At 67.7% G+C, this 25,877-nt stretch carries 19 protein-coding genes and 2 pseudogenes; 9 read left to right on the forward strand and 12 right to left on the reverse strand.

Annotated elements, in window-relative coordinates; genetic code table 11:
* Positions 1–419: pseudogene (locus ACFTZB_RS13620) on the forward strand (hypothetical protein); the annotation flags it as partial.
* Positions 416–763, forward strand: coding sequence for a YidH family protein (locus ACFTZB_RS13625; protein ID WP_095863124.1), 348 nt, complete (start codon positions 416–418; stop codon positions 761–763). The pseudogene ACFTZB_RS13620 and the gene ACFTZB_RS13625, both read left to right, overlap by 4 nt.
* Positions 764–770: 7 nt before the next feature.
* Here the strand turns inward: ACFTZB_RS13625 and ACFTZB_RS13630 are convergent, their stop codons facing one another.
* The 8 genes from ACFTZB_RS13630 to ACFTZB_RS13665 all read right to left on the reverse strand — a co-directional run bounded on the left by ACFTZB_RS13630 (position 771) and on the right by ACFTZB_RS13665 (position 9,714).
* Positions 771–1,655, reverse strand: a complete 885-nt coding sequence (locus tag ACFTZB_RS13630) for a formylglycine-generating enzyme family protein (protein ID WP_378432255.1) — start codon at positions 1,653–1,655, stop codon at positions 771–773.
* 75 nt (positions 1,656–1,730) lie between these two features.
* Positions 1,731–2,672 (reverse strand): HAD family hydrolase, encoded by a 942-nt coding sequence (locus ACFTZB_RS13635; RefSeq protein ID WP_378432214.1) that lies wholly within the window; start codon positions 2,670–2,672, stop codon positions 1,731–1,733.
* Positions 2,673–2,677: 5 nt separating this feature from the next.
* Positions 2,678–4,216, reverse strand: coding sequence for an arylsulfatase (locus ACFTZB_RS13640; RefSeq protein ID WP_378432215.1), 1,539 nt, complete (start codon positions 4,214–4,216; stop codon positions 2,678–2,680).
* 106 nt (positions 4,217–4,322) lie between these two features.
* Positions 4,323–4,976: a hypothetical protein gene (locus tag ACFTZB_RS13645; RefSeq protein ID WP_378432216.1), complete on the reverse strand. Its 654-nt coding sequence runs from the start codon at positions 4,974–4,976 to the stop codon at positions 4,323–4,325.
* Positions 4,977–5,018: 42 nt separating this feature from the next.
* On the reverse strand, positions 5,019–5,477 hold the full coding sequence (locus ACFTZB_RS13650; protein ID WP_218272333.1) for an Rrf2 family transcriptional regulator: 459 nt from the start codon (positions 5,475–5,477) through the stop codon (positions 5,019–5,021).
* Positions 5,478–5,487: 10 nt separating this feature from the next.
* Positions 5,488–6,231, reverse strand: coding sequence for an SDR family oxidoreductase (locus ACFTZB_RS13655; RefSeq protein WP_378432217.1), 744 nt, complete (start codon positions 6,229–6,231; stop codon positions 5,488–5,490).
* Positions 6,232–6,304: 73 nt separating this feature from the next.
* Positions 6,305–8,494: a maltose alpha-D-glucosyltransferase gene (treS, locus tag ACFTZB_RS13660; RefSeq protein WP_378432218.1), complete on the reverse strand. Its 2,190-nt coding sequence runs from the start codon at positions 8,492–8,494 to the stop codon at positions 6,305–6,307.
* Between the two features lie 158 nt (positions 8,495–8,652).
* Complete coding sequence (locus tag ACFTZB_RS13665) at positions 8,653–9,714, reverse strand: LacI family DNA-binding transcriptional regulator (RefSeq protein WP_378432220.1); 1,062 nt, start codon at positions 9,712–9,714, stop codon at positions 8,653–8,655.
* 211 nt (positions 9,715–9,925) lie between these two features.
* On the opposite strand from ACFTZB_RS13665, the gene ACFTZB_RS13670 reads away from it, so the two are divergent.
* The 3 genes from ACFTZB_RS13670 to ACFTZB_RS13680 are packed head-to-tail and all read left to right on the forward strand — an operon-like array spanning position 9,926 to position 13,982.
* On the forward strand, positions 9,926–10,591 hold the full coding sequence (locus ACFTZB_RS13670) for a ThuA domain-containing protein (protein ID WP_378432222.1): 666 nt from the start codon (positions 9,926–9,928) through the stop codon (positions 10,589–10,591).
* Between the two features lie 20 nt (positions 10,592–10,611).
* Complete coding sequence (locus ACFTZB_RS13675; protein ID WP_378432224.1) at positions 10,612–12,399, forward strand: thiamine pyrophosphate-binding protein; 1,788 nt, start codon at positions 10,612–10,614, stop codon at positions 12,397–12,399.
* Positions 12,396–13,982, forward strand: coding sequence for a GMC oxidoreductase (locus ACFTZB_RS13680; protein WP_378432226.1), 1,587 nt, complete (start codon positions 12,396–12,398; stop codon positions 13,980–13,982). The genes ACFTZB_RS13675 and ACFTZB_RS13680 overlap by 4 nt, the downstream gene beginning before the upstream one ends.
* A gap of 231 nt (positions 13,983–14,213) precedes the next feature.
* Here ACFTZB_RS13680 and ACFTZB_RS13685 read toward each other — a convergent pair whose 3' ends face one another.
* The 4 genes and pseudogenes from ACFTZB_RS13685 to ACFTZB_RS13700 form a co-directional block, all read right to left on the reverse strand.
* Positions 14,214–14,729 (reverse strand): hypothetical protein, encoded by a 516-nt coding sequence (locus tag ACFTZB_RS13685; protein ID WP_378432227.1) that lies wholly within the window; start codon positions 14,727–14,729, stop codon positions 14,214–14,216.
* Between the two features lie 282 nt (positions 14,730–15,011).
* Positions 15,012–16,280, reverse strand: a complete 1,269-nt coding sequence (locus tag ACFTZB_RS13690; RefSeq protein WP_378432228.1) for an MFS transporter — start codon at positions 16,278–16,280, stop codon at positions 15,012–15,014.
* Between the two features lie 107 nt (positions 16,281–16,387).
* Positions 16,388–17,704: pseudogene (locus tag ACFTZB_RS13695) on the reverse strand (MFS transporter); the annotation flags it as partial.
* A gap of 229 nt (positions 17,705–17,933) precedes the next feature.
* Positions 17,934–19,475, reverse strand: coding sequence for a PucR family transcriptional regulator (locus tag ACFTZB_RS13700; protein ID WP_378432229.1), 1,542 nt, complete (start codon positions 19,473–19,475; stop codon positions 17,934–17,936).
* 130 nt (positions 19,476–19,605) lie between these two features.
* Between ACFTZB_RS13700 and hisD the strand changes: the two genes are divergently transcribed.
* The 4 genes from hisD (at position 19,606) to ACFTZB_RS13720 (ending at position 25,872) form a co-directional block, all read left to right on the forward strand.
* Entirely contained in the window at positions 19,606–20,931 is a 1,326-nt protein-coding gene (gene hisD / locus ACFTZB_RS13705) for a histidinol dehydrogenase (protein ID WP_378432230.1), read from the forward strand.
* Positions 20,928–22,322: an aspartate ammonia-lyase gene (locus tag ACFTZB_RS13710; RefSeq protein WP_378432232.1), complete on the forward strand. Its 1,395-nt coding sequence runs from the start codon at positions 20,928–20,930 to the stop codon at positions 22,320–22,322. The genes hisD and ACFTZB_RS13710 overlap by 4 nt, the downstream gene beginning before the upstream one ends.
* Positions 22,323–22,456: 134 nt before the next feature.
* A complete protein-coding gene (locus ACFTZB_RS13715; protein WP_378432233.1) occupies positions 22,457–24,043 on the forward strand; it encodes a GMC family oxidoreductase in 1,587 nt (528 codons plus the stop codon).
* 29 nt (positions 24,044–24,072) lie between these two features.
* Positions 24,073–25,872, forward strand: a complete 1,800-nt coding sequence (locus tag ACFTZB_RS13720; protein WP_378432234.1) for a thiamine pyrophosphate-binding protein — start codon at positions 24,073–24,075, stop codon at positions 25,870–25,872.
* Positions 25,873–25,877: the final 5 nt, after the last annotated feature.

A 25,877-nucleotide genomic window follows, 5' to 3' on the forward strand; every position in this document is an offset into this window, starting at 1 on the left:
CGACCGTCTACTCCCCCCAGCACTTCCCCGACAACGGGACGAGGGCGGCGCTCGCGGTCGACGCGAACCCGGCAACGTTCTGGGCCACCGACCGCTACCCGCAGCAATTGCCGCCGACGAAGGGCGGCGTGGGCCTGATCGTGTCGTTCCCCGAGCCCGTCGATCTGCGGACCGTCTGGATCGAATCACCGACGCCGGGCACCAGGGTCGAGATCCGGACCGCGCCCGCCGCCTGGGCCAACATCGGCCACACCCAGTTGCTCGGCGCCGCCACGCTCGCGCCCGGAGTCACCCGGATCGCGGCCCGGACGCCCGCACCCACCACCCGCGTCCTCGTGTGGATCTCGGGCCTGTCCCCGGTCGAATCCGGTTTCCAGTCGAGCCTGGCGGAGATCGGGTTCCTGGGTGGCGGCGCATGAGTCGCGACATCTTCGGTCCCACCCAGCCGAACACGGGCAGCACCGCGCGCGACCACCTCGCGAACGAACGGACCTATCTCGCGTGGCATCGCACCGGTATCAGCGTCGCTGCACTCGGGGTGGCGGTGGCGAAGTTCGCCCCGCACCGAGGCGACCACGCCATCGCCGCCGGGTTCATCCTGATCGGCGCGGGCCTGCTGGTATCCGCCTACGGCACCTACCGCTACCGGGTCATCAGCAGGCAGATCGAATCCGGGGTATTCGCGCCGGCGACGTTCGCCGCCGTCGTCACCTCGAGCGTCGTCACCCTGCTCGCGCTCCTCGCCGTGCTGGTCCTACTCTGACCCGGGCCTACTCTGATATGGGCACGGCCTCGACGCAGCGGAATCCGATGTGGCTCATCCCGGTGTCGACCATCTGCGGCCGCCGCGCCGCGGGCCGGTACCGGCGGCAGTAGGTGTCGGCGCAGAGGAACGATCCACCCTTGATCACCCGCCGCGGAACCCGGAACTGGGGTTGACGCGGGTCGAAGCTCTCCGCCATGCCGGGTCCACGCGGATTGCGCGGCGCACAGCACGACTGCGCGGTGTCGTCGTGCCGATCGGCATACCAGTCGTCGGTCCACTCCCACACGTTTCCCGCCATGTCGAACAGACCGTAGTCGTTGGGCCGATAGCTACCGACCGCGGTCGTGGTGCCGTACCCGGGGTCGGCGCGCCACGGGAAGTCCCCGTGCCAGTAGTTCGCCGGCGGCGGGGATCCGGCATCCTGGGTATCGCCCCAGGTGAATTCGGCCTGGTCGAGACCGCCGCGCGCCGCGGCCTCCCACTGCGCCTCGGTGGGGAGGGACCGTCCGGCCCACTGTGCGTACGCGGCCGCGTCCTCGTGAGCGACGTGGACGACGGGATGCCGTTCGCGGCCGGCGATCGTGGACGCCGGTCCGGTGGGGTGCTGCCAGGACGCGCCGACCGTCCAGGTCCACCACTGGCTCAGGTGACGGAGATCGACCGGTCCGCGAGTGGGGGTGAACACCATCGATCCGGGTTGCAGATTCTCCGCGGGCGCCCCGGGAAAGTCGGCGGGGTCCAGCGGACGCTCGGCGACCGTGACGTAACCGGTCTCCCGGACGAACGTCGTGAACTGTTCGTTGGTGACCGGGTACGCCTCGATTGCGAACGCGTCGACCGCCACCCGATGCGCCGGACCCTCTTCCGGATAGTGCCGATCCGAGCCCATGGTGAACGTCTGGGCGGGAATGCGACGGACGTCGGAAACGGTCACGGTGTCCACGAAGTCTCCCCTTCCGACTGCTCAGGTGACGGCCGGCGAGAAGACGCTCGTCCAATCGTTCTTCATGCTTACCACGGTCCAGTTGTTCGCTCGTGCCTCTTCGAGGGCCTGCTCGGCGCCGGCGACGTAGTCGAATTCGCGATCGGCGTCGTCGTGCAGGATCAGCACCCGCAGTGACGGGCGGTCGGGTAGCCCGGAGAACGCCAGCATCGGCAGGTCGCCGTTGGAGTTGCCGACCGACAGGATCGGCCGACGCCCGATCCTGCTCCAGATCCGGACCGGTTTCTCCGGTCCGTCGTCGAAGAAGTCCATCGCCGCCTTGTAGAGCAGCTCCGTCCGGCCCTCCTCGGCGCTGTAGGTCAAGCCGAGTGCGCTGCCGATGATCCGTTCCGGCGGCACCCCGTAGAGCTGCCCGGCGATCGGGCGCATGAAGTCCCGGTCACCGCCGGACGCGATGTAGATCGTGAATTCGCTCGCCTCCACGTAGCGCAGCAGTTCGACCATCGGTGCGTATCCGCAGCCCCGGTACGGGCGACCGAGCGTCGGATGGTCCGCCCCGTCGAAGAATGCGGTGACGCGGGCGTCGTAGTCCTCGACGCTGACCTCGTCGAACGCGCGGGTGATCGCGCCCATCAACAGCTTCAGATCCGCGTCGTCGCCGTGATAGTGCTTGACCATCGCGGCGCCCAGCCATGTCAGGTCGTGCTCGTGCGCGGCCTTCCAGGGCTGCGTCTGCTGCAGATCGGGATCGGCAGCGGCCATCTCCGCCAGGCGCCGGATCGTGAAGTCGAGTTGGATCGGCATCGGCTTCTCGCACCACAGTGTGCCGTCGTTGTCGAAGACGGCCACCCGGTCCGCAGGCTCGACGAAGTCCGGCCCCCGCGCCGTCACCCGTCCGACGAAGTCCTCGATCGCGGACCGCGTCGATCCGTCCGCCCAGGAACCACCCAGTCCGGCACCCATCCCGGTCAGTCCTTCGACAGGAAGGCGTGCAGCTTCGCCACCGCGTGGTCGATCGTGAAGCTCGCCGGCTCCTGCCGCGGAGGAAATTCCTTGAACGTCTCGAGGAATTGAGTCGTGATGACCGTTCCGTAGATCGCGATGTAGTCGTGGTCGAGGAACCAGTCCCAATAGGTGTTCGACGTGATGTCGGCCCGCTCGAACGGGTCGGTTCGCAGGTTGAACAGTTTCGGTAGCCGCAGTGGGGTGAACGGCTCCGCCCACAGTCCGAGGGTGCCCTGCGCCCGCTGCTCCATGAACACGATCTTCCAATTGTCGAACCGGATGCCCAGCACGTCGCAGTCGTCGGAGAAATAGACCATCCCCCGCCGCGGGGACTTCTCGACCTCACCGGTGAGATACGGGAGCAGGTTGTAGCCGTCGATGTGCGCCTTGAACGTCTTGTCGCCGGCCTCGTGACCGGTCTTCAGTTGCTCGACGACCTCGGGTGCACCCGCGGCGGCGAGGAAGGTGGGCAGCCAGTCGTGGTGCTGAACGATCTCGTTGGAGACCACGCCGGCGGGAATCTTGCCCGGCCATCGGATCACTTCCGGGACGCGGAATGCGCCCTCCCAGTTGGTGTCCTTCTCACTGCGGAACGGGGTGGTCGCGCCGTCCGGCCACGTGTTCGCGTGCGGGCCGTTGTCGGTGCTGTAGATGACGATGGTGTTCTCGGCAAGACCCAGTTCGTCGACGGCGTCGAGCAACTGGCCGACATGCTTGTCGTGATCGACCATCGTGTCGTGGTACGGCGACTGCCAGTGCCCGGCCTGCCCGACGCTCTCCGGTTTGGTGTGGGTCCGCAGGTGCATGTGCGTCGTGTTCATCCACACGAAGAACGGGGTGTCCGCTTCCTTCTGCCGCGTGATGAAGTCGATTGCCGCGGAAACCGTCTCGTCGTCGATGGTCTCCATGCGCTTCTTGGTCAGCGGCCCTGTGTCCTCGATACGCTGCTTCCCGAACGGCCCGTACCGCGGATCGACCTCGCCGGCATCTTCCTCGGTGGCCCAGCAATGGAGGACGCCGCGCGGCATCATCACCTCGTGCAGTTTGGGATAGTCCTGCGCGCTGGGATAGTCCGGCAGCTCGGGTTCTTCCTCGGCGTTGAGGTGGTAGAGGTTGCCGAAGAACTCGTCGAAACCGTGGACGGTCGGCAGATATTTGTTCAGGTCGCCGAGATGGTTCTTCCCGAACTGCCCGGTGGCGTATCCGAGGGGCTTGAGCAGCTCGGCGATGGTGGGGTCCTCCGGGGACAATCCGACGTCGACTCCCGGGATTCCCACCTTGCTCATGCCGGTCCGGTACACGCTCTGCCCGGTGATGAACGACGCGCGGCCCGCCGTGCAGCTCTGTTCCCCGTAGGAATCGGTGAACCTCATCCCCTCGTCGGCGAGGCGGTCGATGTTCGGTGTGCGGTAGCCCATCAGCCCGTCGCTGTAGCAGCTGAGATTGGTGATACCGATGTCGTCGCCCCAGATGACCAGAATGTTGGGTTTCGCGTCCGTCATCTGTCTCTCCTCGCAGCATCGGGGGAATCGCAATCCTGACGATGCTCGCGGGACGTCCCGGCCACATCACCCGCACCGGGTGAGAACCTCCTGCCGCCGACCGGCGTCAGTCCGGCGGCACCGACGCCGGTCGGTCCACGGTGAGGATGTACACGCTGATCACCATCACCCACGCCGGAAACACCAGCGTCACCCAGAGACTGAAGCTGACGACCACCAGGAGCGTGAGTGACAGCACGTAGGTGGCGACGGCCAGCCATCGCGGCATCAGCCCGGTGCGGAGCCAGATGGTCCCCAGCGAGATCATGAACACCCCGGCCATGCGAACTCCGTAGACGTTGTTCATATGCAACATCACCTCCCGACCGAAGTAGACGAGGTCGTTCTGCGGAGCGTTGGGCAGCCGGGATATGGCGAGCATTCCACCGGCGAGTGCCATCGACACGAAGGTCGTCGAGAGGAACAACAGCCCGCTGCCCAGGAAGACGGTCGAGAAGAATCGGTCTTCGAGGTCTCCGAGCCGGTCGCGAACGACGCCGATGAACCACAGGAACGCGATGCCCGCGAAGGGCGCGAGGACCAGGGCCGCCGTGATCTGAGTCTGGTGACTCACCCACGGGGTGCCCGCGGCGCCCGGCAGTGCGCTGCGCAGCAGGACGATGCTGGAGGCGAACAGGACGCCGAAGACGACGCCGGCGACGGCTGCGGCCCGTGGGGTCCGCAGCCGGTGGTACTCGGCATCGCCCCGTGTGCCGGCCATGAGATCAGTCTTCGCCGAGGTCGCGCTCCGGGGCAACAGGGACTATCCGGAAGCCTCCAGTGTCGCTTTGAGAACGGTGACGTCCAGCGTCGCCGCGAGATCGGCGATCGTCACACCCGACAGCGTGTTCCGCCACGCACGCTCGGCGTCGGCCATGACCTTCGCGATGCCGCAGGGGGTCGTGCACTGTTCCGGTGGCGCGGCGAGCAGCCCCTGCTGGCGGATCTCGGTGCACCGAAATGCCGGCGCATCGCCGTCGACCGCCTGCACGACGTCGAGCACCGTGATGTCGCCGGGGGCGCGGGTGAGGACGTACCCGCCGTCGCGGCCCTCGGTCGGGTGGACGAGACCGGCCCGTGCCAGCGACTGCAGGTGCTTGGCGAGATAGGACTTCGACACGCCGTGCAGGTCTGCCAGCCGCGCGGTCGGCACCGGACCCTCGGCCTGGCTGAGCACGACGCAGCAATGGAGCGACCACTCCACACCACCGGAAATCTTCATGCTCACGACCCTATTTGCGCAACCATTCGTCCAGGGTGGTCGGGGCGATCCAGGCGCCGGCGCCGGGTGTCGGCGTGATGGCCGCGTCGTCGAGTTGCGCACCGAAGTAGCCGGCGGCGGGATCGGTCGTCACGGACCGCTTGTCGCCGGTCGACGCGAACAGCCGGCGCACCAGTTCGTCGATGCCCAGCGGCTCGGGACCGGCGATCTCGACGGTGCCGTTCAAGGGGGCGCCGGCGGCGACCTCCGCCACCCGGGACACGACGTCACGCGAGGCGATGGGCTGCAGGTGCGCCGGCGTCGCGTGCACCGTCTCGCCGACGGTCCCGGCGTCGGCGATGCCCGCGATGAACTCGAAGAACTGGGTCGATCGCACGATCGAGTAGGGCACCGGGCCGGCCTTGACCACGTCTTCCTGCGCGACCTTGGCCCGCATGTATCCCGAGTCGGGAAGCCGGTCGGCGCCGACGATGGACAGGACCACATGGTGCCTCACACCGGCGGCCTCCTCGGCGGCGAGCATGTGCTTCGTCGAGTCCCGGAAGAACGCCAGGACGTCGTCGTCCGCCCACGACGGCGAGTTGGTCAGGTCCACCACCGCGTCGGCTCCCGCGACAGCCTCCGCGACACCCTTGCCGGTGGTCGTGTCGATTCCGTCGCCGCGGCCGAGTGCCACGACGTCGTGCCCGGTCTCGCCGAGCGTGGCCGCGACCTGCCGTCCGATCAGTCCGTTCCCGAAAATGACGATCTTCACGTCTTCACTCCTTTACTCGGATAAGTCATATCCAAGTTTACTCCGACAAGTGTTGTCCGAGTCAAGACCCGTGTCACGTCGATTCCGGCCGCACCACGACGGGGACGCCCTCGTACGGCGCGAGGGTGATCGGAAAACTGTGCAGCTCGTCCACGGCGCCGATCTGTTCGTCGGTGAACAGATTGACCGCAGGCGAGCCCGCCGGCAGGAACTGCGACTGGACGGTCGCGGCGATCTCCTCGGACGTGAAGTTGAGGACCGTGACCTCCAAACTGGCGTCTGCCAGTTCGTGGACCATCACGAGCAGCCCCTTGTGCGACACGGTCGGCACGTCGAGCTGGACGGCGGTGGCGATGCCGAATCGGTTCCGGACGTCGATGATGCGGGCCAGCCGGCGCGCGAAGGACGTCGGATCCTGCAGTTGCACAGGCAGACTCCCGTACAGACTGTGTCCGCGGGGAATGCCCGACTCCGACCGCTCGGCGTCCGGGTTGACGCCCATCAGGTCGTGCGCGCCCCTGTTGATCCAGCGGGTGTCCCCCTCCGCGAGGAGATCCGCGACGTCCTCGGACGGCACGGGAAGCAACCCGCACAGGTCCCAGCCCGACAGGGCGAACACTCCCGGCTGGAGTGCGTTGAACATCGCCAGCAGCAGGTGGGCCTGCTTGACGGTGTCGATGTCGGCGGCGTCCATCCGGTCGAGGTCGCGGATGCCCAGCGCGGCGGTGATGACACTGGCTGTCGTGCAGGCGATCCCGTTCGTGGTGAACGTGCGGTTGTACGGCGCCCACCGCCCGGTGAGCCGCTCGCACAGGTCCTTGCGGATGCGGTCACCGAGGTCCGACCCGGTGACGGACTCGCCGCCGTAGTCGAACTCGTCGTCCTTGTGCAACGTCGCGAAATGGACCAGCTCGAACGTCAGCTCGTCGTGGTTCTGCAGAGCATGGACGAGCGAAGCCGCGTCGACGCCGTGATCGCGGGCGAGGTTCATCGTCAACCGGAGAAACTCGGTGTTCCCCATGACCAGCGCATGGTGGTAGGCGGGGCGATTGATGAAGTCGTACGACAGGTCGGCGCCGGTCGTGCCCATCGCCTTGATGTCGTCGATGGTGAGGTTCAACTCCTGGAACGTGAATCCGCCCATCTTCCGCACGATGCTGGCGATGAGGTGATTCGCCGCCTCCGACAGCGGGTGCCCCTCCGACCAGCCGGGAAGGCCCTCGGTGCGGCGTTCCACCCCGAGGAAACCGTTGGCGTCCAGGCGGAGCGCCCCTGCGCCGAGGTCCGCGATGGAATGGCATGCGTCGCCGATGACGAGGCGCATGCCCGCGAACGACGGATCGAGCCAGTTGATCGACGGCTGCCCCGCCTTGAAATAGTGCAGATACACCCACCTGCGCTCCACGCCGTCCACCCCCATCACCGCAGGTGTGACACTCCAGTTGGTCTCCTTCACCCCGAGCTCGTAGAAGATGACCCGCTGGAGTTGCCCGATGATGTACCCGGCGCGGGCGAGTTGCGCCTCGGTGTCGGCGTCGATGTTCACCGCGTCCCGGCCTTCCGGCACGCGGGGAAGCAGATGCCAGTCCTGCTGTTCGATCTCCACCATGTGATAGATGCCCGGATAGTCGGCGTGCGCCATCTCGGCGAGCCGGAAGTCGGCGCCCTTACCGGTGTGACCGGGGACGATGTCGTCGATGACGATGCCGTCGTACGCTGCGGCGACGACGCAGAGCTTGCGGAACTCCTCCTCCGTCCCGAACGCCGAGTCGATCTGCATGCTGATGCGGTCGAAGTGGCCGTCCACCGAGGGCGTGGCCCGCCAGCCGTCGATCCCACCGGCCTGCTTCACCGGCCCCGTGTGCACCGCCGTCACCCCGATCTCGGAGAACGCCTGCCACAGCGACTCGTCGCCGAGCGAACTCAGGAAACTCGCGCCCGGCGCCGTGATGATCGAGATCGGGTACGCCGTGAACCACACCGAACCCCGCTCCACCGCGGCCCGCGGATTGGGGTCGGCGTACGGGTTCTGCCACATGCTGCCCTTGCCGGACAACTGCTCCGCGATCAACTTCGCGTCGTGCAGGATCGACTGGTTGATCAGCCACTCCACGTACTTCGGGTTGTCCGGCACCGGGTCACCCGACTGCGCATCCACCCTGGCCGCGCGGCGCACCGACGGTCTCAACGGCCGCGGGCGCGCCGGGTAGAACTGCTCGTCGTAGCTGATCTCGCTGGGCTCGTGATGGATCTCGGGGTTCATGGTCCTCCGTCGTCATCTCGTCGACTCCGCCGCACCGGTCGGCTACCCGTCCACCGTCCCACGGAAACGACCGCCCGGCACGTTGTTGATTGTTTCCACGCGTGACCCCACGTGAGTGAGAAAGTGTGCTCGGGCACTCTTTCCCACTCACGTGGGGGTCACGATTCCCGCAACCGGGCGGTGCTGGCGCGCACGACCAGTGACGTCTTCATCAACGATCGCGTGCGGGTGCCGCCACCCAGTCGATCGAGCAGGATCGTCGCGGCCGCACGCCCCTTCTCGACGATCGGCTGATGAATCGTGCTGAGACCGAGAAGTTCTGCGACGGGTGCGTCGTCGAAACCGATGACGGACATGTCGTCCGGGACCGACAGCCCGCGCTCGCGCAGCACCTGCCACGCCGCGACCGCGTGCACGTCGGACGTCGCCACGAGCGCGGTGGGCCGTGCGGCGTCGAGCAGGATCCGGGTGGCCTCGGCACCGGAGTCGCTGTCGATGTTGCCCGCCACCACGATGGACAGGTCCTCCACCGGAAGGTGGTGGTCGCGGGCCGCGTCGAAATAGCCGGCGAGGCGTTCGCGTGCGTTGCGCTCGGTCGCCGCACCGACGTCGGCCGCCGTGACCATCCGGCAGTCGGAGTCCTGGCCGAGTTTGTCGACGATGATCCCGATGCGTCGGTGGCCCAGTGTCAGGATGTGGTCCATCTGGAGATAGGCGCCGTTCCGGTCGTCGATGGCCACGAAAGGCAGTCCCGCGCTTCTGGGCGAATCGACGACGACGGCCGGGATACCCCGCGCGATGATCGCCTCGACCAGCGGATGCCCGTCCGGGACGTTGTGGATGACCACACCGTCCACGAGTCCACGCAGGACCAGCGAGTTCGGGGGTGAATCCGCGGCGCCACCGCGCGAGGCCGGGAACAGGGTGAGGGCGATGTCGGCGGAGTTCCCGATCTCCGCGATGCCCTTCATCAGCAGGGTCACGGACGGATCCTCCAACGCTTGCACCGGGGAGTCGGGCACGATCACGCCGACCGCGCCGATCCGTCCCGACCGCAGGCTGCTCCCGGCGATGTTCGGCCCGGCGTAGCCGAGGTCCGCGGCCACGGAGTAGATGCGTTCCCGTTGTGCCGCAGAGACCTTCGACGATTTGCTGAATGCGTAGGAGACCGTGGCGACCGACACTCCGGCCGCCTTCGCGACGTCTTTCATCGTGACCACGTGGTACTCCCTCGTCGGCGTTCATCGGCCACGACCGGCCGTTGCACACCGAAGCGCACCAGGTGGCGAAGCCCGATCCTAGTCCGCCGGTCGGGCGCTCCCCGGCACTCCCCTCGACATCACCCATTGACAGCGCTCCAGCCGGTGATACGATTCACCACCATAAGTTAATCGTTTCACCATTCCGGTTTCACCATCCATGGGAGCACTCATGACCAAGGTCCTCTACCTCTACGGCGGCTGGCCCGGCCACCATCCGTACGACATCGCCGCGTGGGCACGCGAATTGTTCTCCGAGCTGAACTACCAGGTCGAGGAGTCGCAGGACATCTTCACCCTCGACCGCGACCTCACCGGATACGACCTGATCGTGCTCGGCTGGAACAACGCGCTCACCACCGAAGACCTGAGCGATTCGCAGGAGAAGAACCTGCTCGACGCCGTCGCCGCCGGAACCGGGGTCGCGGCGTGGCACGGCGCCGCGGCCGCGTTCCGGGCGAGCCTGAAGTACCACTTCCTTCTCGGCGGCGACTTCGTCGAGCACCCTGCGGGAGAAGCTTTCCCGCAGCCGTACAAGGTGAGCATCACCGACCGCGAGCACGAGGTGACCGCCGGGGTCGAGGACTTCGCCGTCGCGTCCGAGCAGTACTACATGCACGTCGACCCGAACAACCGGGTCCTCGCGGAAACCGAGTTCAGCGGCGAGCACCTGCCCTGGTTGGAGGGGCTGCGCAGCCCGGTGGCGTGGGTGCGGCAGTGGGGCGCCGGCCGCGTCTTCTACCACTCGATCGGCCACACCCCGGAAGACCTGTCGGAGCCGAACGTGCGCCGGCTGACCAAGCAGGGACTGCGCTACGCCGCCCGCGTAGCGAACTGACACGGCAAGGAGACACGATCATGGCGAAATTGACCGGCGGGCAGGTGGTCGCCCAGGTCCTGAAGCAGTACGGCGTCGAGTACGTCACCGGCATTCCCGGCCACGGCATCTGGTCGCTCACCGATGCGTTCCTGGAGAAGGGATCCGAGATCCCGTTCATCCAGGTCTACCACGAGCAGAGCGCCACACACCTCGCGGACGGGTACTACCGGGTGTCCGGTAAGCCGATGGCCGCGGTGGCGTCGATCGGGGCGGGCGCCGCGAACACCGTGCTCGGTCTCGCGACCGCGTACAGCGACTCGACGAGCCTGCTGTGCATCACCGGCGGGCCGCCCACCCACATGCGCGGGCGCGGTCTGCTCCAGGAACTCGAGCGGCACACCGACAACGGATTTCCGCAGGTCACCGACGCGGTGTCGAAGCGCAGCTGGGTCGCCACCCGCGTGGAGGAACTGCCGTTCATCATGCACCGCGCGTTCAGCACCATGCTGACCGGCCGCCCGGGACCGGCGCACATCGAGGTGCCGATGGACGTGCAGGCCGAAGCCGCCGACGTCAACCTGCACGACCTCGCGCGACGGCTGCCGGTCGGCCTGCAGCAGCCCGACCCGCTGGCGATCGACAAGGCCGTCGACGTGCTCCGTGACTCGCGCCGGCCGGTGATCGTCGTCGGTGGCGGCGCCATCACGTCCGACTCGGCCGACGAGGTGCTCGCCCTCGCCGAGGCGTGGCAGATCCCCGTGGTCACCACATGGAACGGCAAGGGCGCATTCCCCGAAGACCATGCACTGTTCGCGGGCAGCGTCGGCCAGACCGGCACGATCGTCGGCAACGCCGTCGCCTCTCGCGCCGACGTGGTGATCTCCATCGGATGCCGGTTCACCGACTGGTCCTCCTCCAGCTACGCGCAGGGAGTGACGTTCTCGATCCCGCCGGCCAAGCTCATCCACATCGACATCGACCCGCACGAGATCGGCAAGAACTACCCGGCCGAGGTCGGCATCGTCGCCGACGCCAAGCCGACCGTCGCCGCGATCGTCTCCTCACTCCCCCGCAGCAGCGCCGACCGCTCCGAATACCTCGCCGAACTCGAACAGCTGAAGGCGGAGTGGGAGGCCAAGCTCGCGGGCCGACGCGACTCCGACCGGTTCCCGTTCACCTCGCAACGCCCCCTCGGCGGTCTGCGGTCGGTGATGGAACGGGACGGCATCATCGTCGCCGGCTCCGGCAACACCCAGGGCGCCGTGAAGCAGACGTTCCCGGTGTATCACCCGCGCACGCATCTCACCTCCGGCGGATTCTCGTCGATGGGCTGGGCCGTGCCCGCCGCGATCGGCGCCAAGCTCGCCGCCCCCGACCGTCAGGTCGCGTGTGTGCTCGGTGACGGCGACTTCCTCATGACGTCGCAGGAGATCGGTGTCTGCGTGCAGCACGACATTCCGGTCGTGTTCGTGGTCCAGGACAACGCCGGCTTCATGTCCATCCGGGGCGGCCAGCGCAAGCAGACCAGCCGGCACATCGGCACCGAATTCAACCGCCCCGACGGCACCCCGTACAGCCCCGATTTCAAGGCGCTCGGCCAGTCGTTCGGCCTCGAATCGTTCCGCGTGGACGACCCAGCCGACCTCGAGAGCACGTACCGGAAGGCCTTCGACTCGAAAGCGCCTGCCCTGATCGAGATCCCGACGGATCGTGACGCCGCCGGACCGTGGGTTCCCGGGTGGTGGGACTTCCCCGTCCCCGCGTACATCGACGACGAACGTCAGGACGAGTACTGGTCGACCCGAGCCAAGGAACAGCACCTGTGAGAACCTCGGGCCACGATCAGATCGACGCGTATTCACCGCTGCGCGAGGGCGCGGTGGTCGAGGTGGGCGACTCCGACACGGTCACGGCCGATGTCGTGGTCGTCGGGTCCGGGATGGGTGGTTCGACCCTGGCGTGGGCGCTCCGGGATCGGGACGTCGACGTCATGGTCGTCGAACGCGGCCGGTTCCTCCCCCGCGAGGTGGAGAATTCGCAGGCCGCGGAGATGTTCCTCGAGGGCCGGTACAAGACCGCCGAACCGTGGTTCGACGGCAGCAACGGTGAGCCGTTCCAGCCCGGGGTGTACTACTGGGTGGGCGGCAACACGAAGTTCTACGGCGGCAGCCTCCCCCGCTTCCGCGTCACGGATTTCGAGGAGACACAGCACTACGACGGCATCTCACCGAAGTGGCCGTTCCGCTACGCCGACCTCGAACCGTTCTACGCCGAGGCGGAGCGCCTCTACCAGGTGCACGGCAGCGACGGCGAGGATCCGACGGAACCGCCGCGGTCGTCTCCGTACGCGTTGCCGCCGCTGCCGCACGAGCCCACGATCGAGCGTTTCGCCTCCTCGCTGCGCAAGCAGGGTCTGCACCCGTTCCACACACCGAACGGCATGAACCTGACCACGCAGGAGCATCGCCGGCAGTCGACGGCGTCGGACGGCACCCCGTCGCAGACCGATCACAAGAGCGAAGCGGAGAACCGCGCACTGCGCCCGGCGCTCGAGTCGGACCGCGTGCGCCTGCTCACCGAGGCCAAAGTGACGCGTCTGCTCACCGACGCGAAGGGCACGCGAATCGTCGCCGCGGAGGCCGAGTTCCGTGGCCGCACGATCCGGATCACCGCCAACCAGTTCGTCGTCTCGGCGGGCGCGGTCAACACCGCGGCGCTGCTGCTCCGCTCGGCCGACGAGCGGAACCCCGATGGCCTCGGCAACTCGTCGGGACTGCTGGGCCGGAACTACATGGTGCACAACAGCACGTTCTTCATGGGCGTCAACCCCTTCCGGACCAACACGACCGCGTGGCAGAAGACGCTGGGTATCAACGACTGGTACGTCGCCGGCCCGGACAACGAATTCCCGCTCGGCAATCTGCAGATGCTCGGCAAACTGCAGGCCGCGCACGTGAAGGGGGCACGGCCCTGGGCGCCGATGTGGGCGCTGAAGGCGGTGGTGGATCGCAGTCTCGACATCTACCTCACCACCGAGGACCTGCCGGCGCGCAGCAACCGGGTCCGCGTCGACGGCGACCGGATCATCGTCGACTGGACGCCCAACAACACTGCGCCGCACCGTGAACTGGTCCGCCGGGTCTCCGCGGCGGTCCGCAGGGCGGGGTATCCGATCATCCTCACCGAACGGATGGGGATCGCGACGAACTCGCACATGTGCGGAACCGCCGTCGCGGGGACCGATCCGGCGGCAAGTGTCCTCGACCCGAACTGCCGCAGTCACGACGTCGACAACCTGTGGGTGGTGGACGGGTCGTTCTTCCCGTCGTCGGCGGCGCTCAACCCCGCGCTGACCATCGCAGCCAACGCGCTGCGGGTGGCACCCCACATCGCCGTCGCGGCTGGGTGACACCGGACTGAACCCGTCAGGCTGCATTAGCGACTCAGGCCCGGATCCGGTTGATGAAACCGGCCCGGGCCTGAGTAGTTCTGCTGAAAGCAGCGGGTTCGATTACAGCTCGAGTCATCGGTGGTGCGGGCGTTGTCGGTGTTCGGGTAGCGGGATGGTGCCACGGCTGACAGGTGGGCGGGCGTTGCGTGACGCTCCCACACTCGAGCCCGGTCTTCGAGCGCACATGCTCTACGGGACGGCGAAGGTGCCGAACCCCGGGTGGACCAGTATCTGGTACCCGTCGGCAGGAGGATCTGCTCCGACGTCGGCGACCGCGGCGATCATGCCGCCGCCGGTGACGACCGTCGTGGGGGCATATCGGCATCGATCCCCCGGTCCGGTGGACCCACTGAGGTCACGCTCCACAAGCCCGAGGACTGTCGTCCCGGCGACGCCTGTGGTCAGGTTCCTCCAATTCACCGACACGGGAACGCAGTATCTCGCGGTCGTCGCGGAACGCTCCGCCGCAAAGGTCACCACCCCGGATGCACCCGTCGTTGCCGACGGCGTCACGGTCGACAGTGGCGGCGGGTAGTCACAAGCCAACACGGTCAGCAACAGGCATCCTGCGACGAACCGCACCGGGACCTGGAACACCGTGGTCGTCGCCGCCGGGACCGGCGGCGTGTCCGCCACCGCCGAGGCGGACGAGCAGAGCGGGATCGTCACGACCGCCAATGACGCCGCGGCCCAGGCTACGAACAAACGACGAATCGCTACACGACGCACGGCGTCAGCCTCCCGTGTCAGGTCTCTCCCGACCGTTATGCAGTGTCACGCTACTCGCTCGGCGGCAGCGCGGACCTGGCAATGGCGATCGGGACAAACCCAGACACACTCGAGCCCGCGGGAATGGACGCCGATCACCGACCTGCCCGCAGCGCGCGATGACGCGAAAGACAGGGGTTCACGCCCGCCGCACCGGTCAGGTCCCTGCGTCCACGACGGCCGCGCCGATGCGGCCGGTTCCTCCGACGACGAGGATCTTCATTGCCGAAAACCTGGGTGTTGAAGACATTCCTGTGTTTCCAGCGGCGGCGGTGCCTGAAATATTCCGGGATCACGGGCCGCGGTTTCCCGCGCCGCACTCGCCACCAGTCCGGCGAGGACGGCGCCGGCGAGGACGACGTAGAAGGCATGCAGGAGGCCGAACTGCTCGCCGAGCAGACCGAGGAGCGGTGGCCCGACGAGGAACGCCATGTACCCGAGCGTCGACACCGCGCTGACTCTCCGCGCGGAATCCTCGTCCGATTCGGCGGCCGCGGACAGTGCAAGCGGAAAGCCGAGGGCGACACCGACACCCCACAACGCGCACCCGGCCGCGGCTAGTATCAGGTTCCCCGACAGGATGACCGTGAGGACCCCCGCCACCGCGAGCACGGCGGACCAGCGGACGGTCACGGCGCGGCCGTACCGGTCGACGACACGCCCGCCGAGCAGGCGGCCGGACGTCATCGCGGCCACGAACACGACGTAGAACGCGGCGCCGGTCGACGAGGCGACTCCGTAGCCGTCGACGATCCCGAGCGGCAGCCAATCGTTGGCACTGCCCTCCGCGAACGCCATGCCGAGCGCGATCAGTCCGAGCAGGACGATCCGGGTATCCCGCCAGACCGTCGTGTTCCCGGACGCGCTCGGCCTCGTGCGTGTGCGCGTGACGGCTCGTCCGGACGCCGGCGGCAGCAGAGCCACGACGCTTCCGCTCGCCACCAGCACGACGGCGGCGAGCACCCCGAGATGCACGGGCACCGGGACGTCGAGCAGTTCGGCGATCGCCCCGAGGCCGGCGCCGGCGAGTGTTCCGAGGCTGAATGCACCGTGCAGCGACGGAAGAAAGCTGCGTCCCATGCGTTTCTCGATCGCGGCGCCCTCCACGTTGAGCGCCACCTCGCACATGCCGAATCCCGCCCCGGTGAACGCGAGTCCGAGACCGACCAGGGCTGCGATCGCGAAACCCGATCCGAGCCCGACGGTCAGGAGGCCGAGGCTCGCGATCGTGGCCGCGGCCGTGATGACGTGGCGGGCTCCGACTCGGGCGACGATCGGACCGGCGAGCAGCAGTCCGGCCATCGAACCGATCGACAGACCGAGGATGATCAGACCCATGTCGCCGGTGCCCACCCCCAGGGACGAGCGAATGGCCGGAGTGCGGGTCACCCAGGACGCGTAGGTGATCCCCGTTCCGACGAAGATGACGAAAGTTGCTGCTTTCCAGCCGCGCTCACCGCGCTTCAACGGCGGACTCTCGGTAGGCACAGCTGTCTCCTGTTCGTCTCGACGGAATGTGGTTAATCGTATCAACACCGGACGGTCCGGCACCTCGGGAGAGGCGCCGGACCGCGGGAGCCGGAGTGGCGGACGACCTACCCGGCCGCCACCTCGTGCCTGCTCGAGTCCGCCGCCGGCTTGTGGTAGCGCGGCACCAGGCGCATCAGCGCGGGACCGCCGACCGCGATCAGCGCGAGGAGGATGGCCGGCAGCAGCGGCATCCATTCGATACCGAGATTGTCGACGACGACGGTGATCGCGGCCGGTCCGACGAGCATGCCGACGTAGCCGATTGCGTTGACCAGTCCGATGTTCCGTCCCGCATTCTCGGGATCGCGTCGCCCGGCCGCCGACAGCATGAGCGGTGCCATGCAGGCCAGGCCGAGACCCAGCAGCACGAAACCGGTGAGTGCGAGCGGCGCCGAGCCGCCCAGCATCGCGAGAAGAGCACCGGCGGCACCGATGACACCGCTCGCGCCGACGATGAGGCGGGCACCGAAGTACTCGGCCAATTTGTCGCCGAACAACCGGCCGACGAACTGCGCACCCGAGTAGAGCGTCACGGCCGTCGCCGCCAGGCCGGCCGTGGTGCCGACCGCACGGCGAACGAATTCCTGGCCCCAGTCCAGGACCGCACCCTCGCTCAGCATCGAGCCGAGCAGGAGCACACCGAATCCGATCATCACGAGCAGCGTCGCCGTGGTGGCGGACCGCTTCCCCGGGTGGGCGGGGTCGGCAGCGCCGGGAATCTCGTCCCGCTCCGGGGGCAGCAACTCGTCGAGGGAGAGGAGCCACTTGCCGAAGACGAAACCGAGCACGGACAACACGACGCCGATCGAGATGTAGGCGACGGCGGGGCTGTCGGTGAAGTGCCGGGCCAGCGCACTGCCGACGAGACCCAGTACGAAGCCACCCGCCGGGTAGGCCGCATGGAAGGCCGACATGATGGGTCGCCCGTAGTACCGCTCGACCTGCACACCGTGGGTGTTGAACGCCGTGTCGAAGGCGCCGCGGAGCAGCCCGATGAGCACGCCGATCACCATCGCCCCGATCAGCCCGTCGAGGAACGCGAGGGGGATGTAACAGAGCGGGTAGATCACCATCGTGGGCATGGCCGTGTTTCGCGGACCGTAGCGATCGATGAACGGGCCGATGGCGAAGCACCCGACGGCGGCGCCGATGCCGATCGACAGCGCGAGGAGGCCGAACTGCGAGTCGCCGCCGTCGCCTTCCCATCCGAGGTGACTACGCAACGAGGTGGTGCTCGTCGACCACATCAACATCACGGCGCCCAACTGGAAGAAGCCGAAGAATGTTGCGATTCGCGCCTTTCGCACGCGTGTATGGTCGAGCACGGGAGCGGTGCCTGCTCCATGTGTTGCCATGATTTCGTCCTTGCGGTAGGTCTCGGACCGCCGCGGGCGCCTACGGGGGTAGGCATCCGTTCAGCGAGTAGCGAGTGCGTGAACTTTCGATCAACGCCGACTGGATGGCCGGAATCTTGGTGAAAACACTACGAAGGTGACGCGCCGCACAACAGGTACAGACCGTGTACCTCCTGCGCACAGACTGCACAGAATGAGAACCCCATACCGACGGTGTCATGGTCGCCCGCTCCGAATCATGGTCGCCCGCTCCGAATCATGGTCGCCCGCTCCGCCGCGCCGCAACCGACGACCCCTCGAGCAGATCCAGCCCCTTCACCGCGAGCAGCAGGCTCTGCCGGGTGGCGGCGTCGTCCAGGGACTTGCCCAGGATCGCAGCGATGCGGTCGAGCCGGTTGTACAGCGTCCGGCGCTGGATGAAGAGTTTGTCCGCCGCTTCGGTCTTGCGGCCGTCGACGGCGAGGAAGGCCCGCAATGTGGGGAGCAGCGGGGTCGTGGACTGCGCATCCTTCGTGAGCAGGGGGCCGAGTTCGTCCTCGACGAAGCTGGCGAGTTCGGGACCCTGCGCCAACGTCACGAGCAGACGTTCGACGCCGAGGTCGTCGAAATGCAGCATCGGTGAGGCGGGCAGGGAGCGCGACACCGCGGCGGCACTCTTCGCCTGCGTGACCGCGACCTGCAGCATCGAAGCCGGTACCGCGCGGCTCATGCCACCCCCGTGCTCCGTCTTCCCGAGCAGGCCCGCGAGTTCGGCGCGTGTTCGCCCGGATTCCGCCGCCACCGCCACGACGTAGTCGCCCATGTCGGCGTGGATCGCCCCGGTGTCGGGCTGGCGGCCGGCGCGCGGAGCCGACGACTCGTCGCGGCCGTCCTTGTTCGCGATGACGACGACGATAGGTCCCGACCCCAGCTGATATCCGAGTCTTCCCGCCTGGTCCACGAATTCGGCGCCGGAGAGGTCGCCGATCAGCAGTCGCGTGATCAGTGCCGTGCTCCGCTGGTCGTCCCTCGCTTCCCGGCTCCGGTCGGTCAGCAGGGAGATCGCGACGGACGCGGCGGCACGCTCCGCTGCGAACACGGCTGTGGAGCGTGCGGTTGCCGGCCGGTCGGTGAAGACGTGGATCCAGCCCCACGGCTGGCCGCGCATCAGAACCGGCCTGCGAACACATCCGTCGTCGTCGCCGTGGAGGCCGCGCGCGTGCTTGTCCCAGTCCTCGATGCCGGCCTCCTCGTCGAACTCGCCGACGTACGCCATCACACGGTGCGCGATGTTCTCGAGTACCACCGTGCCGTCGGTGAGTTCTGCCAGCGTCTGCACGATCGACAGGTAGTCGGCGCCGTCGAGCAACAGGTTCGAGAACGTGGACTCGACTTCCCGCTCGTAGGTGAGTGCCTGCAGGCGCCTGTCGGTGAGGATCTCGTGCACCTGCGCCGAGACCCCGGCGAACGGCACCTCGCGGGCGAGGGCAATGATCGGCAGGTCGCAGGCCTGCCCTTCGGCGACTACGGCATCCGGTACGCGGTCGAACATCCGTCCCGACTCCTCGATGACGAGAGCGGCGGCCCCGGCATGAGCGGCTGCGCGCACGAACACCTGCTGGAGGGCGCCCGTGTTGCCCATTCCGAGCCCGGCGGTCAGGAGTAATTCTCCACCTCGGAGGAAGCGGGCGATATCCGAGATCTCGGAGGAATGCACCCAGCGGACCTCACGGTCGAGGCTGCCCGATCCGGTCAGGACACGGGCTCCCGCGTCCTTGAGGAGATCGATTTCGAGGGCATCGGCGACGGTGAAGACCATGAACAATGGTACACAGAACGTGCATGAACCGACGCAAATAGTTCCCACAATGCAACTGTCGGAAACGGTGTGGCACCGCAATGCTGAATGACAACAGATCCAGCCCCTCGCTCATCCGAAGGAAGCACCCATGTCATTCGTTCTCAAGGCCGCCGTCGGTGAACCAGCGCAGCGGGCGAGCAACCCCGCCGTGGTCGCCACCGTCGCCGCCGTCATCGCCGACGTCCGCGCGAACGGCGACGACGCCGTCCGGAAGTACTCCGAGAAGTTCGACGGCTGGTCCCCCGAGTCGTTCCGGCTGAGCGAGGACCAGGTCGCGGAGATCGTGAAGTCCGTACCGGAGACCGTCCTCGACGACCTGCGGTTCGCGCAGCGACAGATCCGCAACTTCGCTCAGGCGCAGCGGGACTCGATCCAGGACATCGAGGTCGAGACGCTGCCCGGCGTCTTCCTCGGCCACCGCAACGTGCCGATCGACGCCGCGGCCGCCTACGTGCCCGGCGGGCGCTACCCGCTGACCGCGTCCGCGCACATGACCGTGCTCACCGCGAAGGTCGCCGGCGTCGATCGCGTCGCCGCGACGACCCCGCCGAACGCGGGCGAGGCACCGCCGATCAGCGTCGCCGCCATGCACCTGGCCGGCGCCGACGAGATCTTCGTCCTCGGCGGCGTCCAGGCGATCGCCGCGCTGGCACTCGGCACCGAGACCGTCGACCCGGTCTCGATCCTCACCGGTCCCGGCAACGCCTACGTGGCCGAAGCCAAGCGGCAACTGTTCGGTGAGGTCGGGATCGACCTGTTCGCCGGGCCGACCGAGACGCTCATCGTCGCCGACGACCACGCCGACCCGTTCACCATCGCCGTCGACCTGCTGTCGCAGGCCGAGCACGGCCCCGACTCCCCGTGCGTGCTGATCACCACGTCCGAGGCGGTCGGCCGGGCCACCCTCGACCACATCGAGGCCCTGCTCCCGGGCCTGGTGACCAACGCCATCGCCGGTCCCGCGTGGCGCGATCACGGGCAGGTCCACATCGTCGACACCCTCACCGAGGCCTACGCCCTCGCCGACAAGTTCGCGTCCGAGCACGTCCAGATCCTCACCGAGGACCCGCGCCAGGCCCTGACGTCCATGCGCAACTACGGCGCCCTGTTCCTGGGCGAAGGCACGTGTGTTCCCTACGGTGACAAGCTGATCGGCACGAACCACGTCCTCCCGACCCTCGGCGCCGCGAACTACACCGGCGGTCTGTGGGTGGGCAAGTTCCTCAAGACGCTCACCTACCAGGAGGTCCGCAACCTCGACACCAGCGCCCAGCTGGGTGAGATCTGCGGCCGGGTCTCGCGACTCGAGAAGTTCGAGGGCCACGCCCGGTCCGGCGACCTCCGGGCCGCCAAGTTCGGCAACGCCCCGCTGGCGTGGGGCGACGTCCCGACCCGGGTGACCTCGGACCGATGACCCGTCTCGAGCACGATCTCCTCGGCGACCGGGAAGTTCCCTCCGACGCCTACTACGGCATCCACACCCTGCGGGCGACCGAGAACTTCCCCATCACCGGCATTCCGCTGTCCGCCCATCCCGACCTCGTGTCGGCGCTGGCCGCAGTGAAACAAGCAGCAGCACAGGCCAATGCGAACCTCGGCCTGCTCCCCTTGCGCGAGGCGGGGGCGATCGCTCAGGCGTGCGAAGAGATACGGGCAGGCGCCCTCCGGGACCAGTTCGTCGTGGACGTCATCCAGGGCGGCGCCGGCACCTCCAGCAACATGAACGCCAACGAGGTGGTGGCCAACCGGGCCCTGGAACTGCTCGGCCACGCCCGCGGCAGCTACGAGCATCTCCATCCGCTCGAGCACGTGAACATGAGCCAGAGCACCAACGACGTCTACCCCACCGCGATCAAGGCCGGCCTGCAAACCGCCCTGACCAGGCTGCGGGCGTCGATGCAGGACCTGGCGGGCGCGTTCGCGGTGAAGTCGACGGAGTTCGCCGACGTCCTCAAGGTCGGGCGCACCCAACTGCAGGATGCGGTTCCGATGACCCTGGGGCAGGAGATCGCGACGTTCGCGCTGATGATCGACGAGGACTCGCAGCGGCTCGGGGAGGCGGCGACGCTCATCTCCGAGATCAATCTCGGCGGAACGGCGATCGGGACCGGTCTCAACGCGCACCACGAGTACGCGTGGCGGGTGCGCGAGCATCTCGCCGCGATCACCGGCATCGAGGTGACGACGGCGTCCGACCTGATCGAAGCCACCCAGGACGTCGGGGCGTTCGTCCAGCTGTCCGGGGTGCTCAAGCGCACCGCGGTGAAGCTGTCGAAGATCTGCAACGACCTTCGGCTGCTGTCGTCGGGGCCGCGCGCCGGTTTCGGTGAGATCACGCTGCCGCCCGTGCAGGCCGGCTCGTCGATCATGCCGGGCAAGGTGAATCCGGTGATCCCGGAGGTCGTGAACCAGATCGCCTTCCGGGTGATCGGCAACGACCTGACCGTCACGATGGCCGCCGAGGGCGGGCAGCTGCAGCTCAACGCGTTCGAGCCGATCATCGCGCACAGCCTGTTCGAGACGATCGAACTGCTCACCCGCGGATGCGCGGTACTCCGGGAGCGGTGTGTCGTGGGGATCGGTGCGAACATCGAGCACCTGAGGAACACGGTCGACGCGTCCATCGGCGTGGTCACGGCCCTCAACCCGCACATCGGGTACACCGCGGCCACCGCGATCGCGGCGGACGCACTGGCGACCGGTCGCACCGTGGCCGCGCTCGTGCTCGAGCGGGGTCTGCTCAGTCGCGAGCAGCTCGACGACGTGCTGCGTCCGGAGAACCTCACTCGACCACTCGTGCCCTGACGACCGCGGGCAGCTCGTCCCCTGCCGGGATGAGCTGCTCGTGCAGGGTTGACATCCACGACGTCCTCGCTACCCTTTAGTGATACGTATAACCAACCCGTCACGCCACCCTCTACGACCGAGGAGCAGTACCCATGAGAGACGCATCCGTGGGGGAGCCCACAGGCCCGAGCAAGCACAGCTACGACGTCGTCATCGTCGGCAGCGGAATGGGCGGTGGAACGCTCGCCTACGCGCTCGCGGACTCGGGAGTCGATGTGCTTCTGATCGAGCGCGGCGACTTCCTGCCGCAGGAAAAGCAGAACTGGAGCCCGCAGGAGGTCTTCGAAGGACACCGGTACGCGAACGCCGAGCAGTGGTACGACACCGAGGGCAGACCGTTCAGCCCCGGCACGTACTACTACGTCGGCGGGAACACCAAACTCTACGGCTCCTCACTGGTGCGGTTCCGCCGGGAAGACTTCCAGTCGACGCAGCACGAGGCCGGCGAATCACCCGAGTGGCCCTTCTCGTACGACGACTTCGCGCCGTATTACGCACGCGCAGAACAGGTGTACCGGGTCCACGGCGACCACACCGACGACCCGACCCTGCCCCGCGACGAACCGTTCCCCTACCCGGCGATCGGACACGAACCGACGGTGCAGGAGGCCGCCGACGCCCTGCGCCGCCTCGGATACACCCCGTCGAACATTCCGCTGGGCATCGACCTCCGCGAGGGCGGCGGCTGCATTCGATGTCGGACCTGCGACGGGTTCCCCTGTCGCGTGCTTGCCAAGTCCGATGCGGACGTGTGCTGCGTGCGTCCCGCCGTGGCCTCCGGCACGGTGGAACTGCTGACCAACGCCTACGCCGAACAGGTCCTGACCGACGACACCGGCACACAGGCCACCGGAGTTCGGCTGCGGCACCGCGGGACCGAACTCGTCGTCGAGGCAACCACCGTCGTGGTCTCCTGCGGCGCCGTCAACTCCGCGGCACTGCTGCTGCGGTCGGCGAACCCCGCGCATCCGGACGGTCTCGCCAACTCCTCCGGCATGGTCGGACGAAACTACATGGTGCACAACAACTCCATCATGGTCGGCATCAACCCGCTGAAGAAGAACACCGCCGAGTTCCAGAAGACGCTGTACCTCAACGACTTCTACACCCGCGGCACCGCCGAGCACCCCTACCCGCTCGGGCACGTGCAGCTGATCGGGAAACTGCAGGGCGAGATGATCAAGGGCCAACGGCCGCTGATCCCCAAGTGGGCGCTGAGCCAGGCGACGGCCCGCAGCATCGACTGGTGGCTGTTCACCGAGGACCTGCCCGATCCGGACAACCGCGTCACCCTCACCGCCGACGGCAACATCCAGATCGCGTGGACCCCCAACAACACGCGCGCCCACGAGGTGCTGGTCCGCGAGATGCGCACGATCCTCCGCAAGATCGGGTACCCGTTCGTCTTCAGCGAGGGCACCGGCATCGAGGTCAACTCCCACCAGGCCGGCACCGTCCGCGCCGGAACCGACCCCACGACCTCCGTGCTCGACGCCGACTGCCGCGCCCACGACGTGCACAACCTGTACGTCGTCGACTCGTCCTTCTTCCCGTCCCTGCCCGTGATGAACCCCGCCCTGTCCATCGCGGCCAACGCCTTCCGCGTCGCCGAGGCGATCACCGCACAGCACCGCACGACCGCAGGCCGGACTTCCCCGGCCGAACCCACGTCCGTCTGACACCGTCACCGAAAGCTAGGAACACCGACATGACAACACAGCAACTCACCGGCGGACAGATGGTCGTCGACTTCCTGATCCGCGAGGGAGTCGAGAAGGTCTTCGCGATCCCCGGCCACGGCAACACCGCACTCCTCGACGCGTTCGTCGACCGCGCCGACGAGATCGAACTGGTCCCCGCCATGCACGAGCAGGGCGCCGCCCACATGGCCGACGGCTACTACCGGGCCTCCGGGAAGATCGCCGCGATCTGTACCTCCATCGGACCGGGCGCCACCAACACCCTCACCGGGTTGGCGACCGCGTTCGCCGACTCGATGCCGATGCTTCTGATCACCGGCGCCGTGCACACCTACATGGAGAACCGGGGTGTGCTGCAGGAGATCGACCGCCCGCACGGCAACAACTTTCCCCGCATGGTCGAACCGGTGGTCAAGCGCTGGTGGCAGCCCAGCCGCCTCGAACAGCTTCCGGTGGCGCTCGCCCAGGCGTTCAACACGATGCACGAGGGCAGGCGCGGACCCGTCCTCGTCGACATTCCGCAGGACCTGCAGGCCGAGTACGGCGACTACACCCCCGACACCGGCACCCGCAGGCCCGCCACCCGCGCCACCGGTGACCCGGCCGTGATCGCCGAGGCCGCCCGCCTGCTCGCCGGTGCGAAGCGTCCCGTGATCGTGGCCGGCGGCGGCGTCATCCACGCCGAGGCCGCCGCGGAATTGATGGCCGTCGCCGAGCACCTCGGGGCACCGGTCACGCACTCGTTCCAGGGCAAGGGCGCCTTCCCCGCCGACCACGACCTCTACGCCTGGCCGTGCGGCGACATGGGTTCGATCCCGGGCAACGGCGTCACCCGCACCGCCGACGTGATCCTCGCCGTCGGCTGCCGGTTCAGCGACCGCATCACCTCCTCGTACCGCCCCGGCGTCACGTTCGACATCCCGAACACCAAACTGGTGCAGATCGACATCGACGGTTTCGAGATCGGCCGCAACTACCCGGTCGAGGTGGGTGTCGTCGGCGACGCGAAAACGTCCCTGCAGTCCCTGCAGAACGCCCTCACCGACCTCGGGCCCGGCCGCGACTACCGCAGCACCGACTACTTCGCGGAACTGCAGGACCTCAAGGCGCAGTGGGACGAGCACCTGCGGCCGATGCGGACCACCGACTACCTGCCGATGACCAACTCGCGGGCGATGGTGGAGATCCGCAAGGCCCTGCCGCGCGAGGGCATCCTCGTCACCGACTCGTCCAACCCCGCCAACCAGGCGTTCAACGAGTTCCCGATCTACGGCCCGAAGACCAACATCGTCGCGGGTGGGTTCTCCGGCATCGGATTCGGTGTGCCCGCCGCGATCGGCGCGCAGATCGGCGCCCCGGACACCCCGGTCCTGGCGATGGTCGGCGACGGCAGCTTCCTGCAGACCGGCACCGAGATCGCGACCGCCGCGATGCTCGGAGTGCCGCTGGTGATCGTCGTCCTCAACAACGGCGGCTGGGAGGCGATCAAGGACCTCCAGATCAGCCTGTTCGGTGAGGAGCGCGAAATCATCTCCGGATGGAAGAATCTCGACGGGACACCGTATTTCGCCGACATCACCCGGTTCGCCCAGTCGCTCGGCTGCAGCGCCGAACGCGTCGAGGACCCGGAGAAGCTGGCCGACGCCATCGAGCGCGCGTTCGCGACACCGGGACCGGTGATCATCGAGGCGATGAGCGCCCACGAACTGCCCTGGACCGAGATGCACCCCACCGGCTGGTGGGACATCACCGTCCCCGCCTACCACGGCGAGGTCCGCGACGACTACGTCGCTCAGCGCGGATTCTGATCGGG

Source organism: Rhodococcus sp. NPDC057014 (assembly GCF_042673295.1).
Classification (GTDB): Bacteria; Actinomycetota; Actinomycetes; order Mycobacteriales; family Mycobacteriaceae; genus Rhodococcus_F.

Bases quoted from the DNA above. Each gene is read 5' to 3' on its own strand.
- ACFTZB_RS13715 (WP_378432233.1), top strand. From the start codon at position 22,457: ATGAGAGACGCATCCGTGGGGGAGCCCACAGGCCCGAGCAAGCACAGC.
- ACFTZB_RS13625 (WP_095863124.1), top strand. From the start codon at position 416: ATGAGTCGCGACATCTTCGGTCCCACCCAGCCGAACACGGGCAGCACC.
- ACFTZB_RS13650 (WP_218272333.1), bottom strand. From the start codon at position 5,477: ATGAAGATTTCCGGTGGTGTGGAGTGGTCGCTCCATTGCTGCGTCGTG.
- hisD (WP_378432230.1), top strand. From the start codon at position 19,606: ATGTCATTCGTTCTCAAGGCCGCCGTCGGTGAACCAGCGCAGCGGGCG.
- ACFTZB_RS13675 (WP_378432224.1), top strand. From the start codon at position 10,612: ATGGCGAAATTGACCGGCGGGCAGGTGGTCGCCCAGGTCCTGAAGCAG.
- treS (WP_378432218.1), bottom strand. From the start codon at position 8,494: ATGAACCCCGAGATCCATCACGAGCCCAGCGAGATCAGCTACGACGAG.
- ACFTZB_RS13710 (WP_378432232.1), top strand. From the start codon at position 20,928: ATGACCCGTCTCGAGCACGATCTCCTCGGCGACCGGGAAGTTCCCTCC.
- ACFTZB_RS13645 (WP_378432216.1), bottom strand. From the start codon at position 4,976: ATGGCCGGCACACGGGGCGATGCCGAGTACCACCGGCTGCGGACCCCA.
- ACFTZB_RS13630 (WP_378432255.1), bottom strand. From the start codon at position 1,655: ATGGGCTCGGATCGGCACTATCCGGAAGAGGGTCCGGCGCATCGGGTG.
- ACFTZB_RS13635 (WP_378432214.1), bottom strand. From the start codon at position 2,672: ATGGGTGCCGGACTGGGTGGTTCCTGGGCGGACGGATCGACGCGGTCC.
- ACFTZB_RS13670 (WP_378432222.1), top strand. From the start codon at position 9,926: ATGACCAAGGTCCTCTACCTCTACGGCGGCTGGCCCGGCCACCATCCG.
- ACFTZB_RS13700 (WP_378432229.1), bottom strand. From the start codon at position 19,475: ATGGTCTTCACCGTCGCCGATGCCCTCGAAATCGATCTCCTCAAGGAC.
- ACFTZB_RS13640 (WP_378432215.1), bottom strand. From the start codon at position 4,216: ATGACGGACGCGAAACCCAACATTCTGGTCATCTGGGGCGACGACATC.
- ACFTZB_RS13720 (WP_378432234.1), top strand. From the start codon at position 24,073: ATGACAACACAGCAACTCACCGGCGGACAGATGGTCGTCGACTTCCTG.